18 protein-coding genes, 1 tRNA gene and 4 pseudogenes are annotated in these 22,874 nt (G+C 66.5%); 10 read left to right on the top strand and 13 right to left on the bottom strand.

What is annotated here, in order from left to right; all coding sequences use genetic code 11:
* Positions 1-250 precede the first annotated feature (250 nt).
* Positions 251-1,924 (top strand): IclR family transcriptional regulator domain-containing protein, encoded by a 1,674-nt coding sequence (locus tag ACWGDB_RS09375; protein ID WP_453821876.1) that lies wholly within the window; start codon positions 251-253, stop codon positions 1,922-1,924.
* 97 nt (positions 1,925-2,021) lie between these two features.
* Here the strand turns inward: ACWGDB_RS09375 and ACWGDB_RS09370 are convergent, their stop codons facing one another.
* Positions 2,022-2,609 (bottom strand): NADPH-dependent FMN reductase, encoded by a 588-nt coding sequence (locus ACWGDB_RS09370; protein ID WP_453821875.1) that lies wholly within the window; start codon positions 2,607-2,609, stop codon positions 2,022-2,024.
* A gap of 223 nt (positions 2,610-2,832) precedes the next feature.
* Between ACWGDB_RS09370 and ACWGDB_RS09365 the strand changes: the two genes are divergently transcribed.
* The 5 genes from ACWGDB_RS09365 to ACWGDB_RS09345 all read left to right on the top strand — a co-directional run bounded on the left by ACWGDB_RS09365 (position 2,833) and on the right by ACWGDB_RS09345 (position 10,216).
* A tRNA-Arg gene (locus ACWGDB_RS09365) sits at positions 2,833-2,905 on the top strand.
* A gap of 87 nt (positions 2,906-2,992) precedes the next feature.
* On the top strand, positions 2,993-4,852 hold the full coding sequence (locus tag ACWGDB_RS09360) for a CHAT domain-containing protein (protein WP_453821874.1): 1,860 nt from the start codon (positions 2,993-2,995) through the stop codon (positions 4,850-4,852).
* A gap of 334 nt (positions 4,853-5,186) precedes the next feature.
* Positions 5,187-5,345, top strand: coding sequence for a hypothetical protein (locus tag ACWGDB_RS09355; protein ID WP_453821873.1), 159 nt, complete (start codon positions 5,187-5,189; stop codon positions 5,343-5,345).
* A 549-nt stretch (positions 5,346-5,894) separates the two neighbouring features.
* Positions 5,895-9,164, top strand: a complete 3,270-nt coding sequence (locus ACWGDB_RS09350) for an RHS repeat-associated core domain-containing protein (RefSeq protein WP_453821872.1) — start codon at positions 5,895-5,897, stop codon at positions 9,162-9,164.
* A gap of 545 nt (positions 9,165-9,709) precedes the next feature.
* Positions 9,710-10,216 carry a hypothetical protein gene (locus tag ACWGDB_RS09345; protein WP_453821871.1) on the top strand — a complete coding sequence of 169 codons (507 nt, stop codon included), beginning with the start codon at positions 9,710-9,712 and terminating at the stop codon, positions 10,214-10,216.
* Positions 10,217-10,314: 98 nt separating this feature from the next.
* Here the strand turns inward: ACWGDB_RS09345 and ACWGDB_RS09340 are convergent, their stop codons facing one another.
* Positions 10,315-10,560, bottom strand: coding sequence for a DUF2283 domain-containing protein (locus ACWGDB_RS09340; protein WP_453821955.1), 246 nt, complete (start codon positions 10,558-10,560; stop codon positions 10,315-10,317).
* A gap of 45 nt (positions 10,561-10,605) precedes the next feature.
* A pseudogene (locus ACWGDB_RS09335) lies at positions 10,606-10,794 on the bottom strand (transposase family protein); the annotation flags it as partial.
* Between the two features lie 454 nt (positions 10,795-11,248).
* Here ACWGDB_RS09335 and ACWGDB_RS09330 point away from each other — a divergent pair.
* Positions 11,249-12,109, top strand: coding sequence for a hypothetical protein (locus ACWGDB_RS09330; protein ID WP_453821870.1), 861 nt, complete (start codon positions 11,249-11,251; stop codon positions 12,107-12,109).
* A 90-nt stretch (positions 12,110-12,199) separates the two neighbouring features.
* On the opposite strand, the pseudogene ACWGDB_RS09325 reads toward ACWGDB_RS09330, so the two are convergent.
* The 3 genes and pseudogenes from ACWGDB_RS09325 to ACWGDB_RS09315 all read right to left on the bottom strand — a co-directional run.
* A pseudogene (locus ACWGDB_RS09325) lies at positions 12,200-12,630 on the bottom strand (tyrosine-type recombinase/integrase); the annotation flags it as partial.
* A 187-nt stretch (positions 12,631-12,817) separates the two neighbouring features.
* On the bottom strand, positions 12,818-13,060 hold the full coding sequence (locus ACWGDB_RS09320; RefSeq protein WP_453821869.1) for a hypothetical protein: 243 nt from the start codon (positions 13,058-13,060) through the stop codon (positions 12,818-12,820).
* A gap of 125 nt (positions 13,061-13,185) precedes the next feature.
* Positions 13,186-13,971 carry a hypothetical protein gene (locus ACWGDB_RS09315; protein WP_453821868.1) on the bottom strand — a complete coding sequence of 262 codons (786 nt, stop codon included), beginning with the start codon at positions 13,969-13,971 and terminating at the stop codon, positions 13,186-13,188.
* Between the two features lie 655 nt (positions 13,972-14,626).
* On the opposite strand from ACWGDB_RS09315, the gene ACWGDB_RS09310 reads away from it, so the two are divergent.
* On the top strand, positions 14,627-15,064 hold the full coding sequence (locus ACWGDB_RS09310; protein WP_453821867.1) for a hypothetical protein: 438 nt from the start codon (positions 14,627-14,629) through the stop codon (positions 15,062-15,064).
* 160 nt (positions 15,065-15,224) lie between these two features.
* Here ACWGDB_RS09310 and ACWGDB_RS09305 read toward each other — a convergent pair whose 3' ends face one another.
* The 6 genes and pseudogenes from ACWGDB_RS09305 to ACWGDB_RS09280 all read right to left on the bottom strand — a co-directional run bounded on the left by ACWGDB_RS09305 (position 15,225) and on the right by ACWGDB_RS09280 (position 21,169).
* Positions 15,225-15,911, bottom strand: a complete 687-nt coding sequence (locus tag ACWGDB_RS09305; protein WP_453821866.1) for a hypothetical protein — start codon at positions 15,909-15,911, stop codon at positions 15,225-15,227.
* Between the two features lie 543 nt (positions 15,912-16,454).
* A pseudogene (locus ACWGDB_RS09300) lies at positions 16,455-16,728 on the bottom strand (tyrosine-type recombinase/integrase); the annotation flags it as partial.
* Between the two features lie 194 nt (positions 16,729-16,922).
* Entirely contained in the window at positions 16,923-17,870 is a 948-nt protein-coding gene (locus tag ACWGDB_RS09295; RefSeq protein ID WP_453821865.1) for a CU044_5270 family protein, read from the bottom strand.
* Position 17,871: 1 nt separating this feature from the next.
* Entirely contained in the window at positions 17,872-18,504 is a 633-nt protein-coding gene (locus ACWGDB_RS09290) for an RNA polymerase sigma factor (RefSeq protein WP_453821864.1), read from the bottom strand.
* Between the two features lie 1,352 nt (positions 18,505-19,856).
* Entirely contained in the window at positions 19,857-20,618 is a 762-nt protein-coding gene (locus tag ACWGDB_RS09285; RefSeq protein ID WP_453821863.1) for a hypothetical protein, read from the bottom strand.
* A gap of 227 nt (positions 20,619-20,845) precedes the next feature.
* A complete protein-coding gene (locus ACWGDB_RS09280) occupies positions 20,846-21,169 on the bottom strand; it encodes a hypothetical protein (protein WP_453821862.1) in 324 nt (107 codons plus the stop codon).
* Between the two features lie 28 nt (positions 21,170-21,197).
* Between ACWGDB_RS09280 and ACWGDB_RS09275 the strand changes: the two are divergent.
* Together ACWGDB_RS09275 and ACWGDB_RS09270 are read left to right on the top strand one after the other, a co-directional pair.
* Positions 21,198-21,446: pseudogene (locus ACWGDB_RS09275) on the top strand (histidine phosphatase family protein); the annotation flags it as partial.
* A gap of 213 nt (positions 21,447-21,659) precedes the next feature.
* Positions 21,660-21,863 carry a hypothetical protein gene (locus tag ACWGDB_RS09270; protein WP_453821861.1) on the top strand — a complete coding sequence of 68 codons (204 nt, stop codon included), beginning with the start codon at positions 21,660-21,662 and terminating at the stop codon, positions 21,861-21,863.
* 330 nt (positions 21,864-22,193) lie between these two features.
* Here the strand turns inward: ACWGDB_RS09270 and ACWGDB_RS09265 are convergent, their stop codons facing one another.
* Positions 22,194-22,673, bottom strand: coding sequence for a hypothetical protein (locus ACWGDB_RS09265; RefSeq protein WP_453821860.1), 480 nt, complete (start codon positions 22,671-22,673; stop codon positions 22,194-22,196).
* Between the last annotated feature and the right edge of the window lie 201 nt (positions 22,674-22,874).

The following is a 22,874-nucleotide window of genomic DNA, read 5'->3' as shown; positions in this document are numbered from 1 at the left end:
GGGTGTGGGGGCGGGGGGGTGCTGAGCCCGGGGGTGGGTACGGGGCCGCTGGAGGGCTGGAGGACTGGAGGACTGGGGGACTGGAGGACTGGAGGACTGGGGGACTGGGGGACTGGAGGACTGAGGGTGCTGGGGTGGGGTTGCTGGGGGTGTGGGGTGGGCCCGAGTCGCCGCCGTCCGCGTGCGTGAATCGAACCGAATCCGTTCGCATTACGGTTAGGCCTGCCGCGACCGCCGTACCGGAGAGCCGATGCCCGCGAAGACGACCCTGGACGACCGTGCCGTGCCGGTGGAGGCGGTCACGCCGCTGATCCGTGGGGTCGGGGTGCTGTGGCGGCTGACGGAGGCGGGCGGGACGCTGAGCGCGAGCGGACTGGAGCGGGCGACCGGACTCGCACGCTCCACGGTGGACCGGATCGCGTCCACGCTCGCGCGCATGGGATACGTCCGCCTCGACGGCCGTGACGTGATCCTGGCGCCCCGCGTAATGGAACTGGGCAACGCCTACCTGGCCGCCCTCGGTCTGCCCGCCCTCCTCACCTCCCACGCGGACGCACTCGCGGACGAGTTGGACGAGTCGGTGTCGCTGGCGGTCGCCGACCGCGACGGCATCCGCTTCATCCACCAGGCGACCCGCCGCCGCGCGATGTCCCTCAGCTTCCGCATCGGCGACCTGCTCCCGGCCGAACGCACCGCGCCGGGCCCGCTGTTCGCGACGGAGTGGACGGCCGCGGAGTGGCAGGCCTGGCGCGGACGCCGGGCGGCGGACCCGGAGGACCGCGGCTTTCCCGCCGTACCACCGCAACCGCACCCGTCCCCCGACGAGGACTTCGAACGCCGGGCGGCGCGGGCGCGGAAGGACGGCTGGGCGCTGGACGACCAGTTGATCGAGCCGGGACTGGTGGCCGTGTCCGTACCGGTGAGGGACCCTCGCACGGGCGGCGGTATCGCCTGCGTGGCGAACGTCGTCAGCCACACCAGCCGGCACACGGCCGCGGACCTGCGTGACACGCTCCTCCCCCGCCTGCGGGCCACGGTGGCGAAGATGGAGCACGAACTGCGCGAGGCGCCGCAGCCGCAGTCGCAGCGCGGGGCGGCGCCGGTGGGGCTGGCGGCCTGGACCGGTGCCTCCAAGCAGGAACTGGGCAGGGAGTTCGTCGAGTCGCTGGCCCGCGGGCTGACCGTACTGACCGCCTTCGGCGAGGGCCGGACCGAACTGACCCTGACGGACGTGGCACGAGCGACGGGACTGGCGAGGGCCACCGCACGCAGAGCACTCATCACCTACGAGCACCTGGGCCTGGTACGCCAGTCCGGCAACCGCGCCTTCGCTCTGACCCCACGCGTACTGTCTCTCGGCTTCCCACCCCTGTCCCGCACCTCACTCCCCCAGATCGCGACCCCGCACCTGACCGAACTGGCCACCCGCGTCCACGAGTCGACGTCCCTGGCGGTGCTCACGCCGTCGGGCGACGAGATCCAGTACACGGCCCGCGCCGCCACCGGCCGCGTGATGAGCGTGGACGTGACGGTGGGCACGCGACTCCCGGCGTACGCAACATCGCTGGGCCGGGTCCTACTGGCGGATCTCCCGCCCGCGGACCGTCACTTGGGCCCCCTCTCCCCCCTCACACCGCACACCACAACCGACCCCGCGACCCTGACGACCACGCTGGACGACATCCGGACGCAGGGATACGCCCTGGTCGACGAGGAGTTGGAGGCCGGCCTCCGCTCGGTGGCAGTACCGGTACGGGACCGCACCGGCCGCGTCGTCGCCGCCCTGAACGTGGCCATGCATGCGGCTCGGCGGTCAGTGGAGGAGTGCGTGCGGGAGGTGCTGCCGGAGTTGGTGGGGACGGCGGGGCGGGTGGAGGGGGATCTTCGGGTGGCGGGGAGGTTTGCTCGGGTGGGGGTGGGGTGACCGGGGGGCCGGGGGAGGCCGGGGAAGGTCGGGTGGCCGGAGGGCGCCTCAGCCGTCGTACGGCCTGGGGGGGAAGATCGGGTGGCCGGAGGGCGCCTCAGCCGTCGTACGGCCTGGCGGCCCGGCCCTCCCGCAGGGTCAGCCCCCACCAGGCCAGCTGATCCAACAGCACGGCGGCAGCCTTGGCGGTGCCGTCCTGGTCGTGCGGGCGCCCCTCGTCGTCGAACTGCTCCCACGCCATGTGGAAGCTGACGGTGTCGCGCAGCGTGACCGCGTGCAGCTCGGCGAAGACCTGCCGCAACTGCTCCACCGCCCGCTGACCGCCGGCCATACCGCCGTACGAGACGAAGCCGACCGGCTTGGCTCGCCACTCGCGGTAGACGTAGTCGATGGCCAGCTTGAGGGAGGCGGGGTAGCCGTGGTTGTACTCGGGCGTCACGACGACGAACCCATCGAGCCCACCGATCCGCTCGGCCAGCGTCGGAGCATCACCGGGCCCCTCGGCCCGCTCCAGCGTGAGCTTGAGCTCGTCGGCGAGGGCCGGCTCGGACAGATCGATGACATGCGTCTCCATGTCATCACGCCGCCCGATCTCGGACACGAACCACTGGGACACCTTGTCGGCGAAACGGCCGGGACGGACGCTGCCGATGAGAACGCCGATCTTGAGGGGGGTCTGGGACATTGAGGTGCCTCGATTTCGGTAGCCGGGGAAGCGTGGGTGGCCGGGAGTGACCGCGATCGGCCCCTGGTGGGGCCCGCACAAGAAACGTAGAATCTCAAGCTAACTTGAGGTCAAGCACGACCAACGCCGGCACCCGAAGAAGATCGACAAGCCACGCCGCCGGTCCCCCACAACCGGGGCGAACCCCGAGGGACGCATCCGCTACGCTGTCAGGGCACCTTCCGCCTTCGTAGCTCAGGGGATAGAGCACCGCTCTCCTAAAGCGGGTGTCGCAGGTTCGAATCCTGCCGGGGGCACCGAGTCTGACCAGCGCGTTTACCTCTCTGAGGTAGGCGCGCTGTTCGTCGTAGCCATGGCATTAACCATGAATAGGTTCCGGAACCATGGCGAACACCAAGAACAAGCGACGTCAGCGCGGCAGCATCCGCCCCAACGGAGCCGGCTTCCAAGTCCGGGTCTACGCCGGGCGTGACCCGCTCACGAAGAAGGACATCTATCTCCACGAGCAAGCCGACACGGAGGTCGAAGCTGAGAAGGCCCGCACGAAGCTCCTCCACCAGGTCGACGAGAACCGCCACCCCAAGACGCAGGTGACCATGTCGTTCCTGCTCGATCGGTGGCTTGGCGTCGCGGAGCACGAGGAGACGTCGCACGACCGGGCCGAGGGCATCATCCGCAACTACCTCAAGCCCACGTTCGGCGACCTCAAGGCGGGCAAGCTGACTCCCGAGATGCTGGAGCTGTTCTACGCCCGTCTCCGCCAGTGTCAGGAACAGTGCGAAGGCCGGCGGAACGGCAAGACCGAACCCAAGACGAAACGGAAGCACGTCTGCCAGCCACTCTCCGCGTACTCAATCCGCAAGATCCACTTCACCCTGCGGCCCGCGCTCAACCGAGGTCTGCGCTGGGGCTACGTGACGACGAACGTCGCGACCCTCGCCGAGCCCCCGTCTCAGCCGCAGCCGAACCCAGACCCTCCCACCCCGGAGGAAGCAGCACTCGTGCTCAGCGCGGCCTGGCAGCGGGATGAGGAGTGGGGGACCTTCCTCTTCATGTCGATGGTGAGCGGCTCCCGCCGCGGCGAGATGTGCGCCCTGCGCTGGTCAGATGTCGACCTCGAACGCCGTGAGCTGTTCGTGAAGCATTCCAACAACGGCCGACGGATCAAGGACACCAAGACCCACCAGCGTCGCCGACAGGCGATCGACGTCATCACGCACAAGGTCCTGCTCGCCCAGCGAGTCCGCGCCGAGGAACGCTGCAAGGCTCTTGGTGGCGAACTGGCCCGTGATGCCTTCGTGTTCTCCGCCGAGGCCAACTCCTCGCTCCCGCTCAAACCACCGAGCGTCAGCCAGCGATATCGCCGCCTCGCCAAGAGGCTGGAGATCCATACACACCGGCTGAAGGACCTACGCGCCTACAACGTCACCGAGCTCCTGGGCAACGGCACCGATGTCCGGACCGTGGCCGGCCGAGTGGGCCACGGCGGCGGAGGCGCGATCACGCTCAAGCACTACGCGGCCTTCCTTCCCACCGCGGACCGCCAAGCCGTCACCACCCTTGCCAAGCAGTTGCCGGTACCGGAGCGACTGCTCACGGCCGAGCCTGCCGCGACTGTCGTCAACGGGCTCCGCCTGATCTGCGAATGCGGCAATGAGTCACTGTGGGCGATGGTCGTGGTCACCGAGGACGGCACCGAGGCTCTGTGCGGCCAGTGCGAGACGGCTGTCCAGGCCCGCCCGGCCGAGGTCTCAGCCTCTCTACCGACCAAGGCCAACGTCCTGGCGCACCTGCCCACCTACCCGATCGCGCACTTCGCTTGCCACGGCACCAGCCACCCCACCGACCCATCGAACAGCCGGCTACTCCTCCACGACCATGACACCGACCCGCTCACCGTCCGCGACCTCACCCCCATCCAGCTGGGCCAGGCGCAGCTCGCCTACCTGTCTGCCTGCCGCACGGCAGCCGTCGATGCCGCCGAGCTGCTCGATGAGGCCATCCATCTGACTTCGGCGTTCCAGCTTGCAGGTTTTCGCCACGTCATCGGGACCTTGTGGGAGATCGATGACCAGATTGCCGTCACCGTCGCCGATGACTTCTACAGTCACCTCACCACCGACGAGGGCACCGTGGATGCCAGCCGAGCCGCCCACGCCCTGCACCACGCCGTCCGGGCTGTCCGCGATCGGCTTCCCCGCACACCGTCGCTGTGGGCCGCTTACCTCCACGCCGGTGCCTGACCACGGTCTCGTATAGGGAGGGAGTGTCTGACACGGCAGAAACGGGCTCGCAAAGGGCCGTTTGCCCGAGTCCCTTTTCCCAGTCGGCGAGTTTGCACCCTTCCGCTGGTCCCGTGGGGACCGTCGAGCGTCTCCCTAGATACCCCCTGGTACCTCTATTACGTACGTGGAGAAAATACCCTGGGGGGGGTAACCGTGTGACGCGGGAGCGTGTGCCGTTTTCTTTGCCGACATCCTGGAGACCGAGGGTTTGGCAACCGGAGCTATCGGGCCGGTGGGGCCCGTGCGGCGGTGGTGGTGGATCCGCCGCGGGACATCGACCAGGTGCACCACCTTGCCCACGGTCGTCACCTGCGTGTCCGGCACGGCGCTCTGGGCGAGGAAGCGCAGGTGGAACGCCTTCTCGGAGACGGCGCCGATCCGCTCCGGGCTGTGCAGCGTCGTACGGGCCTTCTCGGTAGGGCCCACGACCCAGCGGGCGGGGTCGCATTGAGTCGATCCGATCCCGCCCGGAACGGTCCGCTCCGCCACTCTCTTCACACGGGCCTCACAGAATGACGCAGCTCTGTGCCCTTTCCGGTTTGCCGTCCGGTTCTTCCGCTTAGCTCTTCAATTTCGGCCACACGTTCGATTGGCGGTGTACGGGCAGCAACCGCTGTGCCTACGGTGGCAGCCGTGCTGAACGGTCCAGACCAAGGCATGTGCGTCCCAGCACTGGTGACGTTCTGCCAGACCACGAGCTGCGGCTCGGCTGGACGACGAGCGCGCACCGGGATTCGGCCCAACTCAAGCCCGGTGTCCAGTACGGCACGGAGAGCAGCGTCACGGCACTAGGCCCGCACCCTCCCCTGTCACCCCGAGGGCGTCGGCCTCCCCCTTTACGCCCGCGCTGCTCTCCGTGCCTCCAGATGGGCAAACACGAGGGGAAACTGTGTACTTAAGAGTCAACGGCACGTCCCGTAAACGTGCCCGCACCCGGGCGGGGGCTGGCGCCGTCGCGGCATCGGTCACCCTGGCTCTGGCGGCAGGGGGAGTCCCCGCGATGGCTGCCGAACCGGGGCCGGACAAGCCGTCCTCGGTGTGGGGCAAGGACGGCGCGAAGGCGGAGATGCCGCCGGTGAAGGTTGGCACGACGGAGGCCCCGGAGTCCATGCGGGCGAAGGCGCCAACGGCAGAAGCTGCCCGATGGCTGGCCGCGCAGAAGGAACGCGCACATGCCGCGACCGGTGACCCGCAGCGCGCCGGGGGTGCCCTCGCAGCGGTGGTGCCCAAGGGGCAGGGGCAGGTGCCCTGGCACCTGATCTCGGATGTCCGGGTGACGGACTCCCTGGTAGCGCGCGTCAACTACTCCACCGGCAATCTCATGCTGGCAGCGACCGACTTCCAGATCGCCGGCGTCAGCCAGTCACTGCAGCTGTCACGGACGTACAACTCGATGGATGCCCCCTGGGGGAAGGTCTCGCAGCGCTGGTGGCAGGGCTACGAGCGCTACCTGCAGATCGAGAGCGACAAGGTGGTGCTCTACGACGCCACCGGCGGCCCGGTCTCCTTCGCCAAGAAGGCCGACGGAACCTTCACCACACCCGAGGGCTACCGCCTGGACCTGAAGAAGACCTCCAGCGGCGAGTACACGCTCACCCAGCGCGCCTCGGGCATGAAGGACACCTACAGCTCGGCCGGCACCCTGGTGAAGGTGACCGACCGCAACGGCGGACACGTGCTCGTGGACCAGCATGACGAGGGCGGCGAGAACAAGGGATTCAAGCTCACCGAGTCCCGCTCCGGCCGCTGGATCGACCTGGTCAAGACCGACGCCTCGCAGTGGCAGGCGAAGGACAACACCGGCCGCACCGTGGTCTATGACCTCAACCCTGCCGGTGACCTGTCCAAGAGCACCGACACCGAGGGAAAGGCCACCACCTTCGGATACGACGCGAACCGCCGCCTGACGAAGATCACCACGCCTGAGGGGCGGGTAACCGTCTTCACCTACGACAGCCACAACCGTGTGACGTCCATGAAGCGGGCCACCACGTTCGACGGCGCCGGGGAGACCGGCCCCACCTACCTCTACGACTACTCGTCAAGCACCCCGAACACCGCGGGCACCACGACGGTCACCGACCCGGTCGGCGACACCACGACGTACAAGTACGCGGCCGACGGCGAGATCACCAAGGTCACCGACGCCTTGGGGCACTCCCGCGACCGCACCTATGACGCGAACCGGAACGTGGCAACCGCCGCTGATGCCATGGGAGTTGGGAGCACGCCGGGCAACGTGACCACCTACGGGTGGGACGCACGCTCGAACCCGACGACAGCGAAGCTGCCGACCGGCGCCACTTCCTCGCTGTCCGGCTACCAGACCGTCGCCGGCGCGGACGTGCCCGGAAAGCTCGACACGGCGGACGGCATCTCGGTCAGCTACAGCTACGACTCCGCGGGCAACACCACCAAGGAGACGGTCTCCGGCACCGAGGGCGGCACCCGCTCCTTCACGTACAACCCCGCCACCCCCACCTGCGGCGGCTTCGAGGGCCAGCGCTGCGAGGTGAAGGACGCCAACCAGAACGCGACGAAGTTCACCTACGACGCCAAGGGCAACCTGTCCAAGGTCACCCCGCCCAAGCCCCTCGGCGTGACCAACTACACGTACGACAGCCTGGGCCGCACCGAGACCGTCACCGACGGCCGCGGCATCAAGACCGTCTACGTCTACGACAACCGCGACCGGATCACCAAGGTCTCCAGCACCAACGCGACCGTGACCTACGCCTACGACGCGGACGGCAACCTCAAGCAGCGCTCCGACGCGACCGGCATCACCAAGTACGACTTCGACCCCCTCAGCCGGGAAACAGTCCGCACCCTGCAGGACGGCTCCCAGACCGTGCTCACCTATACGGCCGACGGCAACGTCGAAACGTACAAGGACCCCTCGGGCGCCGTCCGCTACACCTACAGCAAGACCAACCGGCTGGAGTCGCTGACCGATCCGTTCGGCCAGAAGACCGGCTACGAGTACAACGCCAACGACGCCCGCACCAAGATCAGTTACCCCGTTGGGACCGTCCAGTCGATCACACTGGACAAGGCCAACCGGGCCACCGCCATCAAGGCGACCTCCCCCAAGGGAACCCTGATGGACCTCGCCTACACCTACACGTACACCAGCGGCACAACCACCAAGGACGGCACGAAGATCCGCACCCGCAACGACGCGGCGACCGGCCTCAAGCGCACCTACGACTACGACTCAGCCGGACGCCTGACCTTCACCAAAGAGACCAAGGGCACCACGACCAACAGCAGCTGGCTCTACTGCTACGACAAGGCAGGCAACCTCACCTCACAGGGCACCGCGGCCGGCTGCCCCGGCGGCTCCACCTACGACTACAACGCCGCCAACCAGATCACCGGCAAGAACGGCTCCTCGACGAACTGGTCCTACGACCAGGACGGCAACGAGACCGCAGCCGCCCCGACCGCCGAGACCACCCGCACCGGCGGCCAATGGAGCGACTTCTCCCAGCAGACGTCAATCACTCAGGGCGGCACCACCTACAAAGGCCGCTACGCCAGCACCGACAACTCCGAGCGCACCCAGTTCGGCGGCACCGCCTTCCACCACGGCCCGCTCGGCCTGGCCTCCCAGACCGCCGGCGGCGTGGACACGAACTTCACCCGCGAAGCGGGAGGCACCCTCAACTCGTTCCGCACCAAGGACAAGACGTACTACTACCTCGCGGACTCCCTCGGCACCATCGAAGCCGTCGTGAACGCCGACGGCGAAAAGGTCAACACCTACACCTACAGCCCGCGCGGCGTCACCAACGCCAACGAGAAGGTCTCCCAGCCCTACCGCTTCGCGAGCGGCTACCAGGACCCGACCGGGCTCTACCACTTCGAGGCACGCTTCTACGACCCGAACCTCGGGCGCTTCACCCAGCCCGACCCGTCCGGACTCGAAGCCAACCCCTACCTCTACGCCTCCGGCGACCCCACCAACATCATTGACCCCAGTGGCCTGTTCGGGTGGTCGGATATCGGCGAAGGCCTCGGCGGCATCGTCGGCACGGCCGTCGGCGTGGCGGCGGTGGCCACCGTCTGCGCTACAGGCGTCGGGTGCCTCGTGGCCGGGGCAGTGATTACCGGGGTCGCAGCGGGTTCCGGCGCGGCTATCGGATCGGCCATCGCCGGCGGAGACGCCGAAGATCGCAGCGATGCCTTTATCAACGGCGCGCTCTGGGGCACCGCCGGTAGCCTGGTCGGGGGGCGTCTCGCAACCCTCATAAGGACGGGGAGGTAGCCCAGAGCCATACTTGACAGGGCGTGCGAGACTTTCCGGCCTCTCGCACGCCCTTACCGGGGAACGGGGCAAATGAAGCGGAAGGAACAGAATTGAAGAGCAATCTGCCAGAATTACGTGACCGGTGGCGAGGCGCATTAGCTATGAGCGTGATCGGCTTCCTCGTTACCGGGATGCCGAAGTTGTTCGAGTCCGGGATCGGTGCCGATCTTCTATTTTCTACACTGCTCGGCGTAGGTAGCGGCAGTATAATCGGTTTCCTTTTTCCTTCGATCCTGTTCCGTACACGAATCCGACGCACTCTTCCCCCTCCTCCTCCGCATCCCCCACTTCCGCCGCCTCCAATGAAGGCAGACGAGAACCCTCCTGGAAAGCCATCCGCCAGGAATACGCATACCGACGATGCTCCAGAAGAACCGGGTTTCGGCGAGGCCCGGTAATCGGCAGCAGTCGGTTTCCTCTTGAGGTCGTGGGCGACCGCCCTGCTCCCAATCCTCTATCTGAACTGAGGCTTCCCGGGTTGCGCCCCCTCGAAGGGGAACGGAATGAACTCCGCCGCTAAAGGCATTGCAATCGGCTCTGCCCGACTGTCGATGCTCGTTTTAGCCATCGTCATTATCTGCACCCCATGGATCGTCGGTTGGTCCTTCTCCGCGTTCATAGTCTGGAATGCGGCCTTCGTCGTCATTGTTTACGCGGCAAATCTCCTGCTGTTACCGGCCGTTGCCCGATGGGACATCCGGAAGCAAGTACCGCAAGGCGAACCTGTACGGCTGGTCGTGGCAGTGCGCAGGAGAGTCGGACGGCTGCCATTCCCCCTGCTCGGCGATGAGTTCGTTGTGGCACTGACTGACCAGCGCCTGCTCATTCAGCCACGCGCAACGTTCACCGGACGCCCGAGAGGGGATCTTCTCTTGGGCGGGCAGGTCACCTTTCGGCAGGGGAAGGTCCTCTCTATCGAGACAGAATCCGGCGTCAGAATAGACGCGCTGGTGCAGTTGGCGCATAGAAGTGACGTCGCCTATTGGATACAGCGGTGGCAGGACCGCTGACTGGGCATTGGGTGCGTCGTCGCCGGAGCAGTCATGGAGCCTTTTCCATCCTGTGCTGGCGGCTGTGCAGGGCAACAATCGCCGGGCCGCTCCCGAGCTCAACTGCCCTCGGAGTCCAGTCGCTCGGCGGCTTGGAGCACGTACTCGGGGAGCTTCGACGTGGCGGCTAGGACCTCGATGCCGATGAGGCGGCCCTGCTCGTCGAAGTCGAGGTTGATCATGCCGTCGACATCGATGGGATCGCAGGGATAGGTATGTGCTGATCTCACGCTGGCCTGCGGGTCGGTGAAGTATATGTACGCCGCGTTCACGGTCTTGTCGTAGGTGACTTTGACGTCAGGCACGATGCTGGGGTCCTTTCTGCGTTGTTGGTTCCGGTCTCGTCCATGCGCTGCGAGTTGCAGGGCGAGTACGGCCTTGGCGATGGTGGTGACGAGGGTCGTACTGCAACGGAGTTTGCGCAGGAGGCGCCACGTCTTGAGGGTGGCCATGGCCTGCTCGCCGAGCGCGCGGATCTTGGCGTGGGAGGCGTTGACGGCTCGTTGGCCTGCGGAGAGTTTGTCCCAGCGGCCGCGGAAGGTCCCGATGGTCTCCCAGGAAGAGATCGGAACCGCCGAGGTAGCCGTGTTCCTAGCCGTGAACCACAGGCGAAACCTGCACTCCCAGGCGCTTCTGGTGTCATCATGAAGACGAAAGATGCAGGTAGGAGCCACTGGCTACAGGCTCTGTTGCCCTCCTAAAGCGGGTGTCGCAGGTTCGAATCCTGCCGGGGGCACCAGCCAAAAGGCCCCGGACCGATCATGGTCCGGGGCCTTTTGACGGCAGACTTTGCGGCAGTCCGCGTCGCAGCCGACGACACCGCTCACCTCCGTGCTCCCCGTCCGGGGCAGCACCTAGATCCAGCAGCCCTGTGGCACCAGGAGCTGGCCTTACCGCAGATTTCCTAAACGGTCATGGACAGGGGCTCGTGAGAGGAGAATGCCAAAACGGCCAGGAGCTCACGCACGGCCGCAGCGTGGCACGGGGGTCAATGTGCAGAACGACAGAGACGACAGGCTAGAGCCCGACTGGGGGAAGCTCGCCGAGCTCGCCGAACTCCGCAGCCGGCGCCGATCCGTCCTCATCAACGTGACCTGCCTGATGGCAACTGTAGCCATCGGTGCCTTGATAGCGGTCACCATCGTTTTCTACGGCGATGGTGACCCCGCCCCTGGCCCCTCGCCCGATCCGTCGTTCGGGACCGAGGAGCCCACCGAGCCTGCGAACCCTTCAGAACAGGCGACTCCGAGTCAGACGGATTTCCTGGAAGACGTCAGCCAAGACAGGAAAACTCTGGTGCCGGGAGGGTTCCGATTCCCGGAGTCCGCCAGCTCCGCCGTAGGGCGATCAACCAGTGTTTCGGTGACGCTTTGGATGGATGGGAACTACCCGGGCCGCACCAGTCCGTCAGCGGGCAGCGAGACTCACCCCATTCCAGTGGGTGGCGTGGAAGGAGCATCCCTGACCTCACCAAGCAATGAGGTCAGGATCCGACCACTCTTTGATCCCAGCGTGAAGCAGATAGTCACGGAACCTACCGACCAAGCAGACTGGGAGTGGGCAGTCAGTGCGAGCGAGCCAGGCGAGTACAAGCTCGTGCTGCGGATCACCACATACCAAGGCGAGTCGAACCGAGCCCTGGCGACCTCAGCTCCCGTCACGATCCGTTTTCACGTAGCCAATACCGTTTCTCACAGACTGAGTTGGCTGCGTGCTGAGCTCGTAGCGTGGGGCGGCGTTGCGGCAGCCGTGGTCGCCCTCCTGGCCTTCAGGGTTCCACTGCTGAACATGGTTCGGGCTCGACGGGACGCACTGCTGGAACGGCGCCGTCAAGGCACCGACGGGTACATGTAGCAACGCAACCTAGCGATGCTTCCTTTTCGGCAGTGCACCAAGATCGGTCATGGTGCCGACCGCTCATGGCAGCCGGCACCATGCACACAGCTAACAGGCAGGGCGCCGGCGTTTGAGCAGCCTGGCCATGTGGCTGATCGCCTCCCGCTGAGTGTCGTGCACGACGTGCGTGTACACGTCCATCGTGATGCTGATCTGGCTATGCCCGAGGATCTCCATGATGACTCGCGGCGCCACGCCAGCCGCCGTCAGTAGCGTGGCGCAGCCGTGCCGGGCGTCATGCAGCCGGACCACCCGCAGCCCTGCGTCGGCAGCGACCCGCGTGAACGACGGTAGACGTTGCGCGGCTCGACCAGGCGCCCGTTCCTCGTGGCGAAGACGTAGCCCTTCTCAGACCACTCGGTGCCCGTTCGCGCGAACGCCTCCCGCTGCCGCAGCCGGTGCCAGCGCAGCGGGGCGATGCACAGCGCGGGCATGGGAACCACGCGCTGGCGGCGGCTCTTGGGGGCATCGTCGTACAACGCCGCTCCTGCACACCCTGCGTAGGGGTGCACGAGCAGGAGCGGCGCCGTTGTAAGGCCACCAGGTCGCCCCGGCGAGGACGATTGCGAACTGTGGGCCATCCCACGACCACAGAGGCTCCCGTGCCCACGACCTTTGGGTCTGTGAAGGTCCTGGGGGTCTCCCGGCGCCCTTCGGGCGTTCGGGCTACTTTGCCAGGGGCGCCGTGCGGGGACGGAGCGCCAGGGCCAGCAACGGGCCCACTGCCAGTAGGAGGGCGAGGGCTGCGTAGCCGGTGGTGAGGGTCGAGACGGTGGCGACGCCGGCGACGAGCAGGGGACCGTCGGCGTCGCCGAGTTCGCGGCCGAGCTCGGCCGACCCCATGGTCTGGCCCATACGCTCCTCGGGAGTGGAAGCGGCCACGGCGGCGAAACCGAGCGGGGTGATCATCCCGGTGCCGGTGCCGATGAGGGCCCGGATCCGCCCCTCCGGCCGGGTTGCAGGGCGGGCGTTGCAGCGGACTAAGCCTGACCGCCCCCGAAAGGCACTGGCCACCTGCCAGCGCTAGGAGCGCACTACGCGGCCGGGGCTTGAGCAGACTTGGTCTTCTTCTTTTTCTTTCCGGCTATCGATGCTGGTTTAGCATCCTGACTCCTGAAGGTGGAACTGCTGGCGCTCTGCCCGAAGAAGTAGCCCAGGATGATAAGGAAACTGTTCGATAGCAGTGTGGAAGGTACGATCTTGAGGAACATGGAGACCACGAAAACCGTGGTCAGGGCGATGAGGAGAACGGCACCGACGAGCGTGGCGATCGGCTCACGGGACACCCGCCGATTCCACTTTCTCGCCGCGATCTCCTCCTTGAGTAGCTGCGCTTCGTGGATCTTCTTCAGTTCGTCCTCGGCCTCCTCCTTGGCTTCACGCTCCTGGTGCCACCCCTCGACGACCATGGCTTGAGCCGCACTGTCCACCTGAGCTGCGGCCCGCTCCCGCTCGCGGGCCGCAGCAGCCTCCGCCTCCAATGCCGCCAGTTGCTCCTTCAGCGCGTCCTTTTCGGGACCGGCGGCAAGCCGATCGACCAGATCCTGCAAGCCATCAAGTTTTTCCTCGCTGCGCAGTTCCTTGATGCGTTCAAGGATCAGCCGCTTGCGCTCCAGAAGAAACGGCAGGATGCCGATCGTCACCTCTGGCTGCTCTACCACCCACGCCTTTACCGCGCCCCGTATGGGCACCTTGCCGAACTGATCGGGATGGCTGATCGCCTCGTTGACCCGGGTGAGCGCGAGCTCCAAATCCTGCAATCCGTAGGCCTTAATGGCACTTTCGGACAGCCCTAGGGAATCGAGGATCGGCTCATACATGCCTCTGAGCCGAGCCATCGAGTCCGCCGCTTGGACCGCCCTGTCTGCCATCCCCATACAGCCCCCCCACAAGGTTGTTGGTCGCCATCTTGCCAAGACCAAACCGTGGCGAGGGGCCGAATGCGGCAATCCAGGGCCGCCCGCGTGACTATCCCTGAGCGGACACCCAACGGGTGGCCCGCGCCGAATCCACCAGCGGCCCGGGCCTCATCCCTGACGGCTGCCTCACCGCCCGGCCCACCCCGCGTTCGGCGGGCCGGGTGGTGAAGGGGAGTCGCACAGTCCGGCCACAACACCACCCCTGTGACCTACGTGAATCAGGATCCGGAAATGACGAAGGCCCACACAGTGGCGGGCCTTGGCGTTTGGGTCCGGGCACGCCGGACATGAGGCCAGGATGCGGCATGATCGCACGGACCACAACTGCAGGCCTGTGTGATGGGTGAAGCGGGTCGAACTCTGCATCTCGCCAGATAGGTTGGCCCCCACCGGCGGATGTCGAGCGGCCAACAAATCAGTCATGGCGGGAGATCACCACGTGGACCCAGTCACTGCGGCTGCATCTGGTGGGGCTCGGGCACTGGTAGGCGTCGCAACGAAGAAGCTGGCTCCAGAACCCGGCATCAAACTTGGGAGTCGCAAAGAGCGGCGCGAGGTGTACCGCACCTTCCTCGACTCGCTGTGTGAGGCGCTGAATTTCGCCGATTTGCTGCGCGACGAGAAGGAGTTCAGCGGCCTGCTCATCAGCCGCTCGCGGACTCGGCAGATCATGCAGATGGCGCACGAGCGTCGCACGAGCTTGATGCAGGCGTACTTCGAAATGCGGCTGGTTGCATCGCCTGAACCGCTGTACGCAGCCGAGGAAGCCCTAACGGCTACGCGCGAGGCGATAGGCGTGGCTGGAGGCGATGCGGATGTGTATGCCCGCGCTGTAGTCCTGGCCATGGAGGCGCAACGAGCCTTCACCGACGCTTGTCGAGTGGACCTGGGGTATGAGCTGCGCTGGTGGCAATGGCGCCGGCGCAGGGCGCTTAAGCGGGTTCGTCGTATCGAGGCCGCCCAGGCGGAAGCGCGAGGTGGGACTGCGCTCTAGTCGATCAGAAGGAAAGTACTGACGATGCGGCTGGGGACGTAGCCAGGGCTTCGTCAAAGTGCAGCCTTGGCTGACTTGTCCGGTTCTATGGTGTGGTGACGCTGTAGACGCTGCCCTGGACCGAGAACGCCGTGCGACGCCACCACGCCCAGTGCTCAGCTCAGACGTGCTGCATCCAGATATTGGGCTCCGTATAAATGCCCTGGTCAGCGGACTGGTCGACCCGTAGCAGGCCCAGCCCTCCCGGGATGACGTAGTCACCCGTCTCTGGGAACACCATGCCGGTCCACTGCTCCCACTCGGCGATCGTGCCGGTCATGGTCTGCGACTGGGGAGCCGCCGCGAGAATCCGGGCGCCCAGACGCTGGTGGGTGCGGATCCATGGATCGAGGGCCATGCCGTCCTCGCGGGTCCACCCCATGAACGCCTCGACCGACGCCAGCGGATAGCGCGCCTTCAACGTTGGGCGCACCGGCGCGATGACCCGTGGCCATCCGGCGCCCTCGGCGAGCCGACGCAGCGCGGTGAGCATCTCCCCGGCAAGGCCGCGTCCCTTGAGTGATGGCGTAACGATCGCCCCACAGATCACCAGGGTGTCGGGGTGGACGCCCTGCTCTCGGCCCTCGACGGCGCGGATGGTGGCCTGGGTGTAGCCGGTAGGGAGCGTTTCGATCCGCCCGTCCCACCGGATCGGTACACCCCAGCCGGACGCGACCGGCAGCCCGCGCTCATCCACCAGCGTGAGATCGAGGTCGGCGAACCACTCCCGGACCCTGCCGATGTACTGCTTGGCCAGCCGATCGGCTGTGATGAACTCCGGGAAACCCTCACTGAAGAGCTCGCGCAACTGCTCATCAGGCCACGTACGTGCGTCTGTTCGCTCAACGATCAATGTCACGGGCCCGGTTATAGCGCACCCTCCACATGCCGAGCGAGGAAGTTCAGCCCCCCAGGCTCCGGCAGATTCGCCTGACGATTCGTGATCATGTGAGTCCGAGGAGCGCGAGGAACCGGCGGGGTTCGCGGGCGTTGTGGCGGAGAGCTGCAGCTATGTTCGTGGCTCCGGTCAGCCGCAGTGCCCCGACGGCAAGGTTGCGGCCGCCCAAGGACATGAGGTCGGTCCGGTGATCAGCAAGATACCGATGGGTCTCCTAGGACGAGATCGGAACCGCCGAGGTAGCCGTGCTTCTAGCCGTGAACCACAGTCGAAACCGGCACTCTCAGACACGCCAGGTGCCATCATGAAGACGAGAGATGCAGGTAGGAGCCACTGGCTACGGGTCCTGTTGCCCTCCTAAGCGGGTGTCGCAGGTTCGAATCCTGCCGGGGCCACCAGCGCAAAGGCCCCGGACCGATCATGGTCCGGGGCCTTTGACATCCACTTCTGACATCAACGAGAACGGTCACTCACAACCGGCCGCCGCTTGAGCAGCCGATCCACGTGACTGATCGCCTTGCGCTGCCTGTCCTGCACGACGTGCGTTTACACGTCCATGGTGATGCTGATCTGACCGTGGCCGAGGATCTCCATCACGACGCCGGGGGCGGCGGCAGCAGCCGTGAGGAGGATCGCCGTACCGTGCCGGGCGTCATGCAACCGGATCACGCGAAGGCCGGCGGACTCGGCAGCGCGGGTGAAGGAAACGGTAGACGTTCCGAGGCTCGGCTTAGAAGCATCTGTGGAGGCGTCCGCCTGCCGCGAGGAGCTGATTGTTTCAGCCCGGATCAGCGAGCTCACCGTGGCGGAGCGGGCCGGGCTTGGTGCCCCTCCGCCTCTGCGCAGCGGCCGGCCGCTCAGTGCCGCCGGGTCGGCCCGCCGAAAGGCTCACGAGCACTGGGCCACTTCCGCCCGGTCGGTTTAGGGCTTCTCGCCGTCCCGGTCGACAAGGGACTGGGTCATCTTCATCTCGCAGAATGTGACCTCGCCCTTCTTGTGCGAGCGCCCAGCCGACGAGCCGTCCTCATACTTCTCCTCGTAGTCGCGCACCGCAACCGACTGGTTCCCCTGGTACTGGAAGGTGTCGGGGTCGAGGAGGTACTCCCGGCGCTGAACGGCCTTGCTGCCCAGGTCCGGGTATATGGCGATGGCGTCATGCCCCAGGGGGTCCTTCACCAGGTGCGGGACCACCTCGATCCCGGGGTCCGCGGCCAGTGCGCGGTACAGCTTGGCCATCCCCTGCGGATGCACGGGATAGGCCTCGTCGAGGGTCGCCAGGAGCGCGAAGGTCTCGACCTGCTCACCCGTCAAACCGGAGTCCCGGCCCATGGGGAACATGTCCGCCGCCTGCTTCCGGATCTCCGCGGGGTCGTCCGGGAGCGAGGCGAGCAGGCGATACAGCCGCCGCTGCGAGGGCTCGTTGTCGCCGTCCTTGTCGTCCTCCCTCACAGGGCTGTCGTACTGGACCCACTCCTCGCTCACCTTGGGCTTGGCATCGGGCCCCGCGTCCGACGCTCCGAATTGGCACTGGGCGGTCTTCAGGTAGACCCACTGGCCGTCGCGCGGATGCAGATCCGGCTGCTGCGACACCACTTCCGCCGCCTGCTCCAAAAGTGCCGTCGCGGACGTCAGGTCGGGGCTGGCAGGCTGCACGCCGCGCTCGGGTCCATCGCCACCGACGAGCATGGTCGCCAGCACCGCGATGGCGATCACCGTCGCGGCGCCCCCCGCAGCTGTCATGCGCCAGTCCAGCCGCATCCTGCGGGCAGAGCTCTGCTGCGCTGCTCCCAGCAGCTTCTGGCGGCCGGGAACCAGCCGCACCCGGTCCGGCGTCGGCGCATCGGCGCGCAACTCGTGCAGCTTGGTCATGTCATCCATGGGTTACCGCCCCGTTGTGGTCGCTTACGAGGGTGGGGTCGGCGCCGAGCGCCGTACGCATCTTGCGCCGCGCCCGGCTCAGCCGGGAGCGGACCGTGCCGACCGGCACCCCGAGGGCGTCGGCACACTCCTGGTAGGTGAAGTCCGCCCAGGCGACCAGCAGCAGCACATGCCGGTCCTTCCCGGGCAAGGCCGCGATCGCCCCGGCCAGCGCCTGCTGCGAGGCCTCGGCCGTCACCCGCTCGTCGGCCCGTTCCGACCAGGACTCGGCCACCGGGTCGACACCGGTACGGGCCAGCGCCCGCAGCGCCCGCACTTCGGAGCGGCGGTGGCTGCCGATGAGGTTGCCGGCGATCCCGTAGAGCCACGGCCGGGCACTGGCGCGCGCGACGTCGTAGCGGGCGCGGTTACGGAAGGCGATGAGGAAGGTCTGCGCCGTGATGTCGTCGGCGTGACTGTCGCCCAGCCGGCGCATCACATACCGGTGGATCTCGGCGGCGTGTCTGTCGTAAAGCCTGGCGAATATCTCCGGCCGCTCCAGGGATTCCTGGATGACCAGCGCGTCGTCGGTGGGTGGGTCCCCCACGAGGCCCTCGCTTCTTCGTGCAGTAGGAGTGGAGTGCATTCCACCCCCTGTTGTCCGAAGCGGCCAGGAGGGTTCACGCGCAGGAGATGCGCCAGTTCGTGTGCCCGGACAGCCCACGAGTTCTCGCCGCCAGAATCCGTGACAGCGGCGCTCCACTCTGGGGGCTTGGGACATGGTCATGCTCAGAAGTACTCACCGGGGACCAACACCAGGCCCTACCGAGAGGGGCGGGCACTCTGGATGGAGACACGACAACGTCGCCAGGTCACTATGGTCCTTGGGTTGAGAGCACTCACGTTGACAGCCGTGAATTCATGATCTCGAGCTGGCCGTCGCGGCCTGCCCCGGTCGAACACACAGACCGACAGCGTGGCTGAGGTCACCGGGGTACAGCCAGGCACACGCGCGCCTTGTCGATTGGCACGCCCGCCGTCGTGGCTGACTGTCCTCGGGTGCGGCACAGGGCAAGTCTCGCAGCGGACCGCCCAGCAGACGTCAGCCCACGGCACCCGGTTCGAACGGGCTGGCACCCTCCACATCGGGCCTGTGCTGCGGGTCTCAAGCGCGCCGGCCGACGCAGGCAGAATGATCGCAGGACAGCCGTCAGCGCCCCCGCACCGGTGTTTCCCGCCCCACAAGGGCAAGCGCAACGAGGCTGAGTGTGTGACTGCGTGACAACGCCGACGAACACCTGCGGACTTCGGCGTACGTCAGCGGACCATCAGCGCAGCTCAGAGCCACATGAACCCAAGGCAGCACCCCCGCCCACGTTGCTTCGGGACGAAGAGGTCCGCCAGTCATCAGCTATCGAGGCTGCCTGACGCCAGTACAGGCGATAAGCGACTCCGTGTCTTCCGAGAGGAAGAGCATGTAGACCCAATGGCCGTCTGGCGACGTGACTTGCCCAAGCCGGACTGGCAAACCATACGAGCTCAGCCGCTCCACGGCTTGTTCGAGCCCTAGCGTCTCCTGGCCCGTTCGCCGCGTGAGCCCAAGTCGGCGCCGGTAGCTCCTGGCGAGGGACTCAGAGGCCGTCGCCCCATCCCAGACGATGCCCACGCCGCCACTGAGCAAGGCGGCACGAGCCAAGCCCGTCACCTCGGAGCCGTCCCCGAGGACGTCGGCTATCTGGTCCTTCTCCACGTCGGCACTCCGGGGTGAGACGGATGGCTGACATCCAATCCTGACATCAACGGCCCCACACGTCTGCGGTCGTGCCCGCCCACCGGCGGCCAATCCAGCCAAGACCGAGCCGCGTCGGGACGGCGTTCCGACCGAACTCCCAAAGCGGCTGTCGCAGGTTCGAATCCTGCTGGGGGCACCAGCCAAAAAGGCCCCGGACCGATCATGGTCCGGGGCCTTCTGACTGCAGGTTCTGACGTCAGAGGCTGCTAGCGCACGTCGACGAAGTCGCCTGTGGCGCTGGTCGCCGAAGTGGTGGACGTGCCCGCGAAGGACCAGCGCCAGTAGCCGTCTGCCGCTGCCGTGACCTTCGTCGACAGGTTGCCCGTCGAGTTGGTGTGGACCGTCTTGAGGGTCGTGTAGGTCGTGGTGCCCGCCTTGCGGAACTGCAGCTTCACGGGCTGGTTGGTGTAGCCCGCGTAGATGCGCTTGTCCCAGTTGGCACGGGCCAGCTTGCCCGTGACCGTGATCGGCTTGCCCTTGGCGACCGGCTCGGGACCGGCGTTGACGCTGAGCGTGCCGCGCCGCAGGACAGAGTGCTTGGCGGCGCCGCCGTTGTTGTACAGGTCGCCGTCCTTGGACTGGAGTTGGACGGTCACGTCCCACTTACCCGCGAGGGTGTTGCGGGGCACGCCCCAGCCCGATTCGAGCTTGAAAGTGAGCTTGCAGGTGGAGGTCGTGGCGTTGACCGCGGTGCACTTCGGGGCGCCGTGGTACGACCAGTAGTCGTCGCCGATCTCCCGGTCGATCTGGAGGAACGCGAGGTCCTTGCTGATGCCCGAGTCGTCCGAAGCGGTCACCGAGATGGTGAACGACTCGCTCTGGGAGGTGCCCAGGACGATGGGCTTGCCGCCGTTCACGGACAGCTTCTGGATCACCACGCCGGTCTCCGTCGCGTAGGCGGCCGGGGCGGTGACGGCGGAGGCGGAAAGCGCCAGGGCGCCGGTCAGGACGGCACCTATGGATCTCATGCGCATGAATCCCCAATTGGTTCGGGCCTGCCCCGGCCGTGATTCCCCCCGGCCGCAGGCATGGCAGATGGGGCGAGAATATGGCACCTGCGCAGCTCAGCCGCCGTCGGAGTGCGGACCCCGCCCCCCCTTGTCCGATGCATCGCATGGCGTCGGCGGCGGCGAGCTCGTGTTCGCACGAGGCGTTCGAGCGCCGTACGCCCTCGACCACGGGCGACAGGAGGGTCTCACACCCGCTGACCAACTCGTCGATCCATGGGACTGCCGTCAAGCTGCGGACAGAGAGTTACAGCGGCGCCAACTCCACCCGGCCTGTGAACCGGCGCCACCCACTTGATCGGCGAGCCATGCTGTTCGCCGGCCAACGCCCACCATTTGAGGTCGGGCAGTACGTGACGTACTTGCTTCAGGACATCCGGCGACCTGATCACGGCTTCGAAGTCGACTTCTCCCTGGCCGATGTCTGCGATGCCCGGCAAGGTCCGCACCGCACCCATGACTTCAGGCAGGTCCGCGGACGTGAGGACAGCGGCCGCAGCAGAGTTGGCCATCCCTGAACAATAAGACGGCCCCGTTCACGGGCCGGCGGACGGCGAAGAGGCTCGGCACGAACTGGTCGCCACCCACCACTTCCTGGTTGTCCGGCTCGTCCGGGCTGCCCTGCAGGCGCCGAAGTGGCTTTGGCTCGGCCTCAACTACTGCAACGCGGCGCTTACGGTCATCCGATACACGCCCGGCCGGCCGGCCTCCAGCCTCCTGTCCAACGAAATGCGTCACCTGCCAACCGAGCTGCGCTGGACGGAATTCCCTCCCGAGTCGCACATCTGAATCCGCCCCCGAGGCAATGCCTTGGGTCATCGCGGCACGCGATGCGACACACGCGCATCACCCATCCGAGGGACCGTGAGCCTAGTCCGATGCGTCCAAGATCGGTCCTGACAAAAGAAGCGTCACTATGGGTCTCAAGCAGGAGGCCCGCACCACCGAACGGGCTTGGCGGCAAGATCGGTGGGCGGGCACTGAGGACCAGGAGGTACCGCTATGAGTGTGACTCCGACCCGCTCCGTACTGTCAATCGCCCGCCCGAAGGACTGGGCGGCCCTGCTCATCGTCATCGTGATCGTCTATGTCCCGGCGGCGCAGATTCAGGACATCCTGACCAGTCTGATCGCCCTGTCAGGAGTGCTCGTATCGGGCTCGGCAGTCAGGGCCGTATCAGCGCGACAGCCGCAATCGACCATCTAAGGGCGGATTAGCTCGATCGGGCCGGGGATGAGGCCCCCAGCCGGGAAACCGGGAGAAGGGCCAGCGGTCCCCTTGCGTGCCCGATCGAGCAGGCGGTGTGTCTGGATCCGCCCGCTGTGGCATGCGCCCGAGGACGACCGACGGCAGTCGTTGGGGGCAACGTCGGCATGCGTTGCCATAGGGACAGCCACGGTCAATAGCCGATACTCGCGGGCACAACCGTGGCCGCGAGCCCGGCGGGATGGCTACCAGGTCACGGACAGGACAACCCAGCCTCTCCCTCTGGAGCCGTGTTGCTTGGCAGCGATCGGGAGCCAGTGCCGATACGCCTTACCCTCCGATCCCGAACGGCAGTCCCTTGCTGTCGCCGCTGAGTGAGCGACGTATTGCGTTGACCAATCTCACCTGTGCAACGACGGACTCTTGGCGGGCTGCTTCGAACTCCTCTGGACTGAGTGGATTGCGCAGCGGGGTGCGGTCCCCTCGTTCCACCTGGTCCAGGAAAGAATCGATAGCGCGCCCGAAGTTGTTGATCTCCGTGGCGATTTCAGCAGGGGCGACCAAGCTCGCTCGTATCAAGGTTGCACTCCATTCGCCCCAGTCGTAGTCCCAGCCTCGCTCATCGCCATGGGCCCGCCTGAGTTCCATCGTGAACTTGGCGTAGTGGCTGAACAGGTCCTGGTAGGAGGCGAGTTGCTGATCACGTATCCACTGCTGATCCTGAGCGCGGCGTGTCACGATGCCGCCAACCAAGACTCCCGCGGTGGCGAGGAGAGCACCAGCGGCCGTGGTCACCAAACCTTCCAGCATCTTGCCCCCGTGCATTCGATGTGCTGACGTTCGGGCAGACGATGCTACTGATCCACTCAGTACGGCCACTGTACGGCCACTGGAATCTCGTGCCGTTCCGGCGCGATGGAGTATCGCGTCAGCAGGGCATCGAGACTCGCCGGCACGATGCCGGCCGGCATCGACGACGGGGGCCACGGGCGACCTTGGCCGGCCCTGGAC

The sequence above is a fragment of the Streptomyces sp. NPDC055013 genome (genome assembly GCF_053608645.1).
Note: the sequence above shows the minus strand (reverse complement) of the source record. Positions and strands in the feature narration are given on the sequence as shown.

What these genes read in the sequence shown, in the direction of transcription:
- ACWGDB_RS09375 (WP_453821876.1), top strand. Translation starts at nt 251, where the DNA reads ATGCCCGCGAAGACGACCCTGGACGACCGTGCCGTGCCGGTGGAGGCG.
- ACWGDB_RS09370 (WP_453821875.1), bottom strand. Translation starts at nt 2,609, where the DNA reads ATGTCCCAGACCCCCCTCAAGATCGGCGTTCTCATCGGCAGCGTCCGT.
- ACWGDB_RS09360 (WP_453821874.1), top strand. Translation starts at nt 2,993, where the DNA reads ATGGCGAACACCAAGAACAAGCGACGTCAGCGCGGCAGCATCCGCCCC.
- ACWGDB_RS09350 (WP_453821872.1), top strand. Translation starts at nt 5,895, where the DNA reads ATGGCTGCCGAACCGGGGCCGGACAAGCCGTCCTCGGTGTGGGGCAAG.
- ACWGDB_RS09345 (WP_453821871.1), top strand. Translation starts at nt 9,710, where the DNA reads ATGAACTCCGCCGCTAAAGGCATTGCAATCGGCTCTGCCCGACTGTCG.
- ACWGDB_RS09320 (WP_453821869.1), bottom strand. Translation starts at nt 13,060, where the DNA reads ATGATCACCCCGCTCGGTTTCGCCGCCGTGGCCGCTTCCACTCCCGAG.
- ACWGDB_RS09315 (WP_453821868.1), bottom strand. Translation starts at nt 13,971, where the DNA reads ATGTATGAGCCGATCCTCGATTCCCTAGGGCTGTCCGAAAGTGCCATT.
- ACWGDB_RS09295 (WP_453821865.1), bottom strand. Translation starts at nt 17,870, where the DNA reads ATGACCAAGCTGCACGAGTTGCGCGCCGATGCGCCGACGCCGGACCGG.
- ACWGDB_RS09290 (WP_453821864.1), bottom strand. Translation starts at nt 18,504, where the DNA reads ATGCACTCCACTCCTACTGCACGAAGAAGCGAGGGCCTCGTGGGGGAC.
- ACWGDB_RS09285 (WP_453821863.1), bottom strand. Translation starts at nt 20,618, where the DNA reads ATGAGATCCATAGGTGCCGTCCTGACCGGCGCCCTGGCGCTTTCCGCC.
- ACWGDB_RS09280 (WP_453821862.1), bottom strand. Translation starts at nt 21,169, where the DNA reads ATGGCCAACTCTGCTGCGGCCGCTGTCCTCACGTCCGCGGACCTGCCT.
- ACWGDB_RS09270 (WP_453821861.1), top strand. Translation starts at nt 21,660, where the DNA reads ATGAGTGTGACTCCGACCCGCTCCGTACTGTCAATCGCCCGCCCGAAG.
- ACWGDB_RS09265 (WP_453821860.1), bottom strand. Translation starts at nt 22,673, where the DNA reads ATGCTGGAAGGTTTGGTGACCACGGCCGCTGGTGCTCTCCTCGCCACC.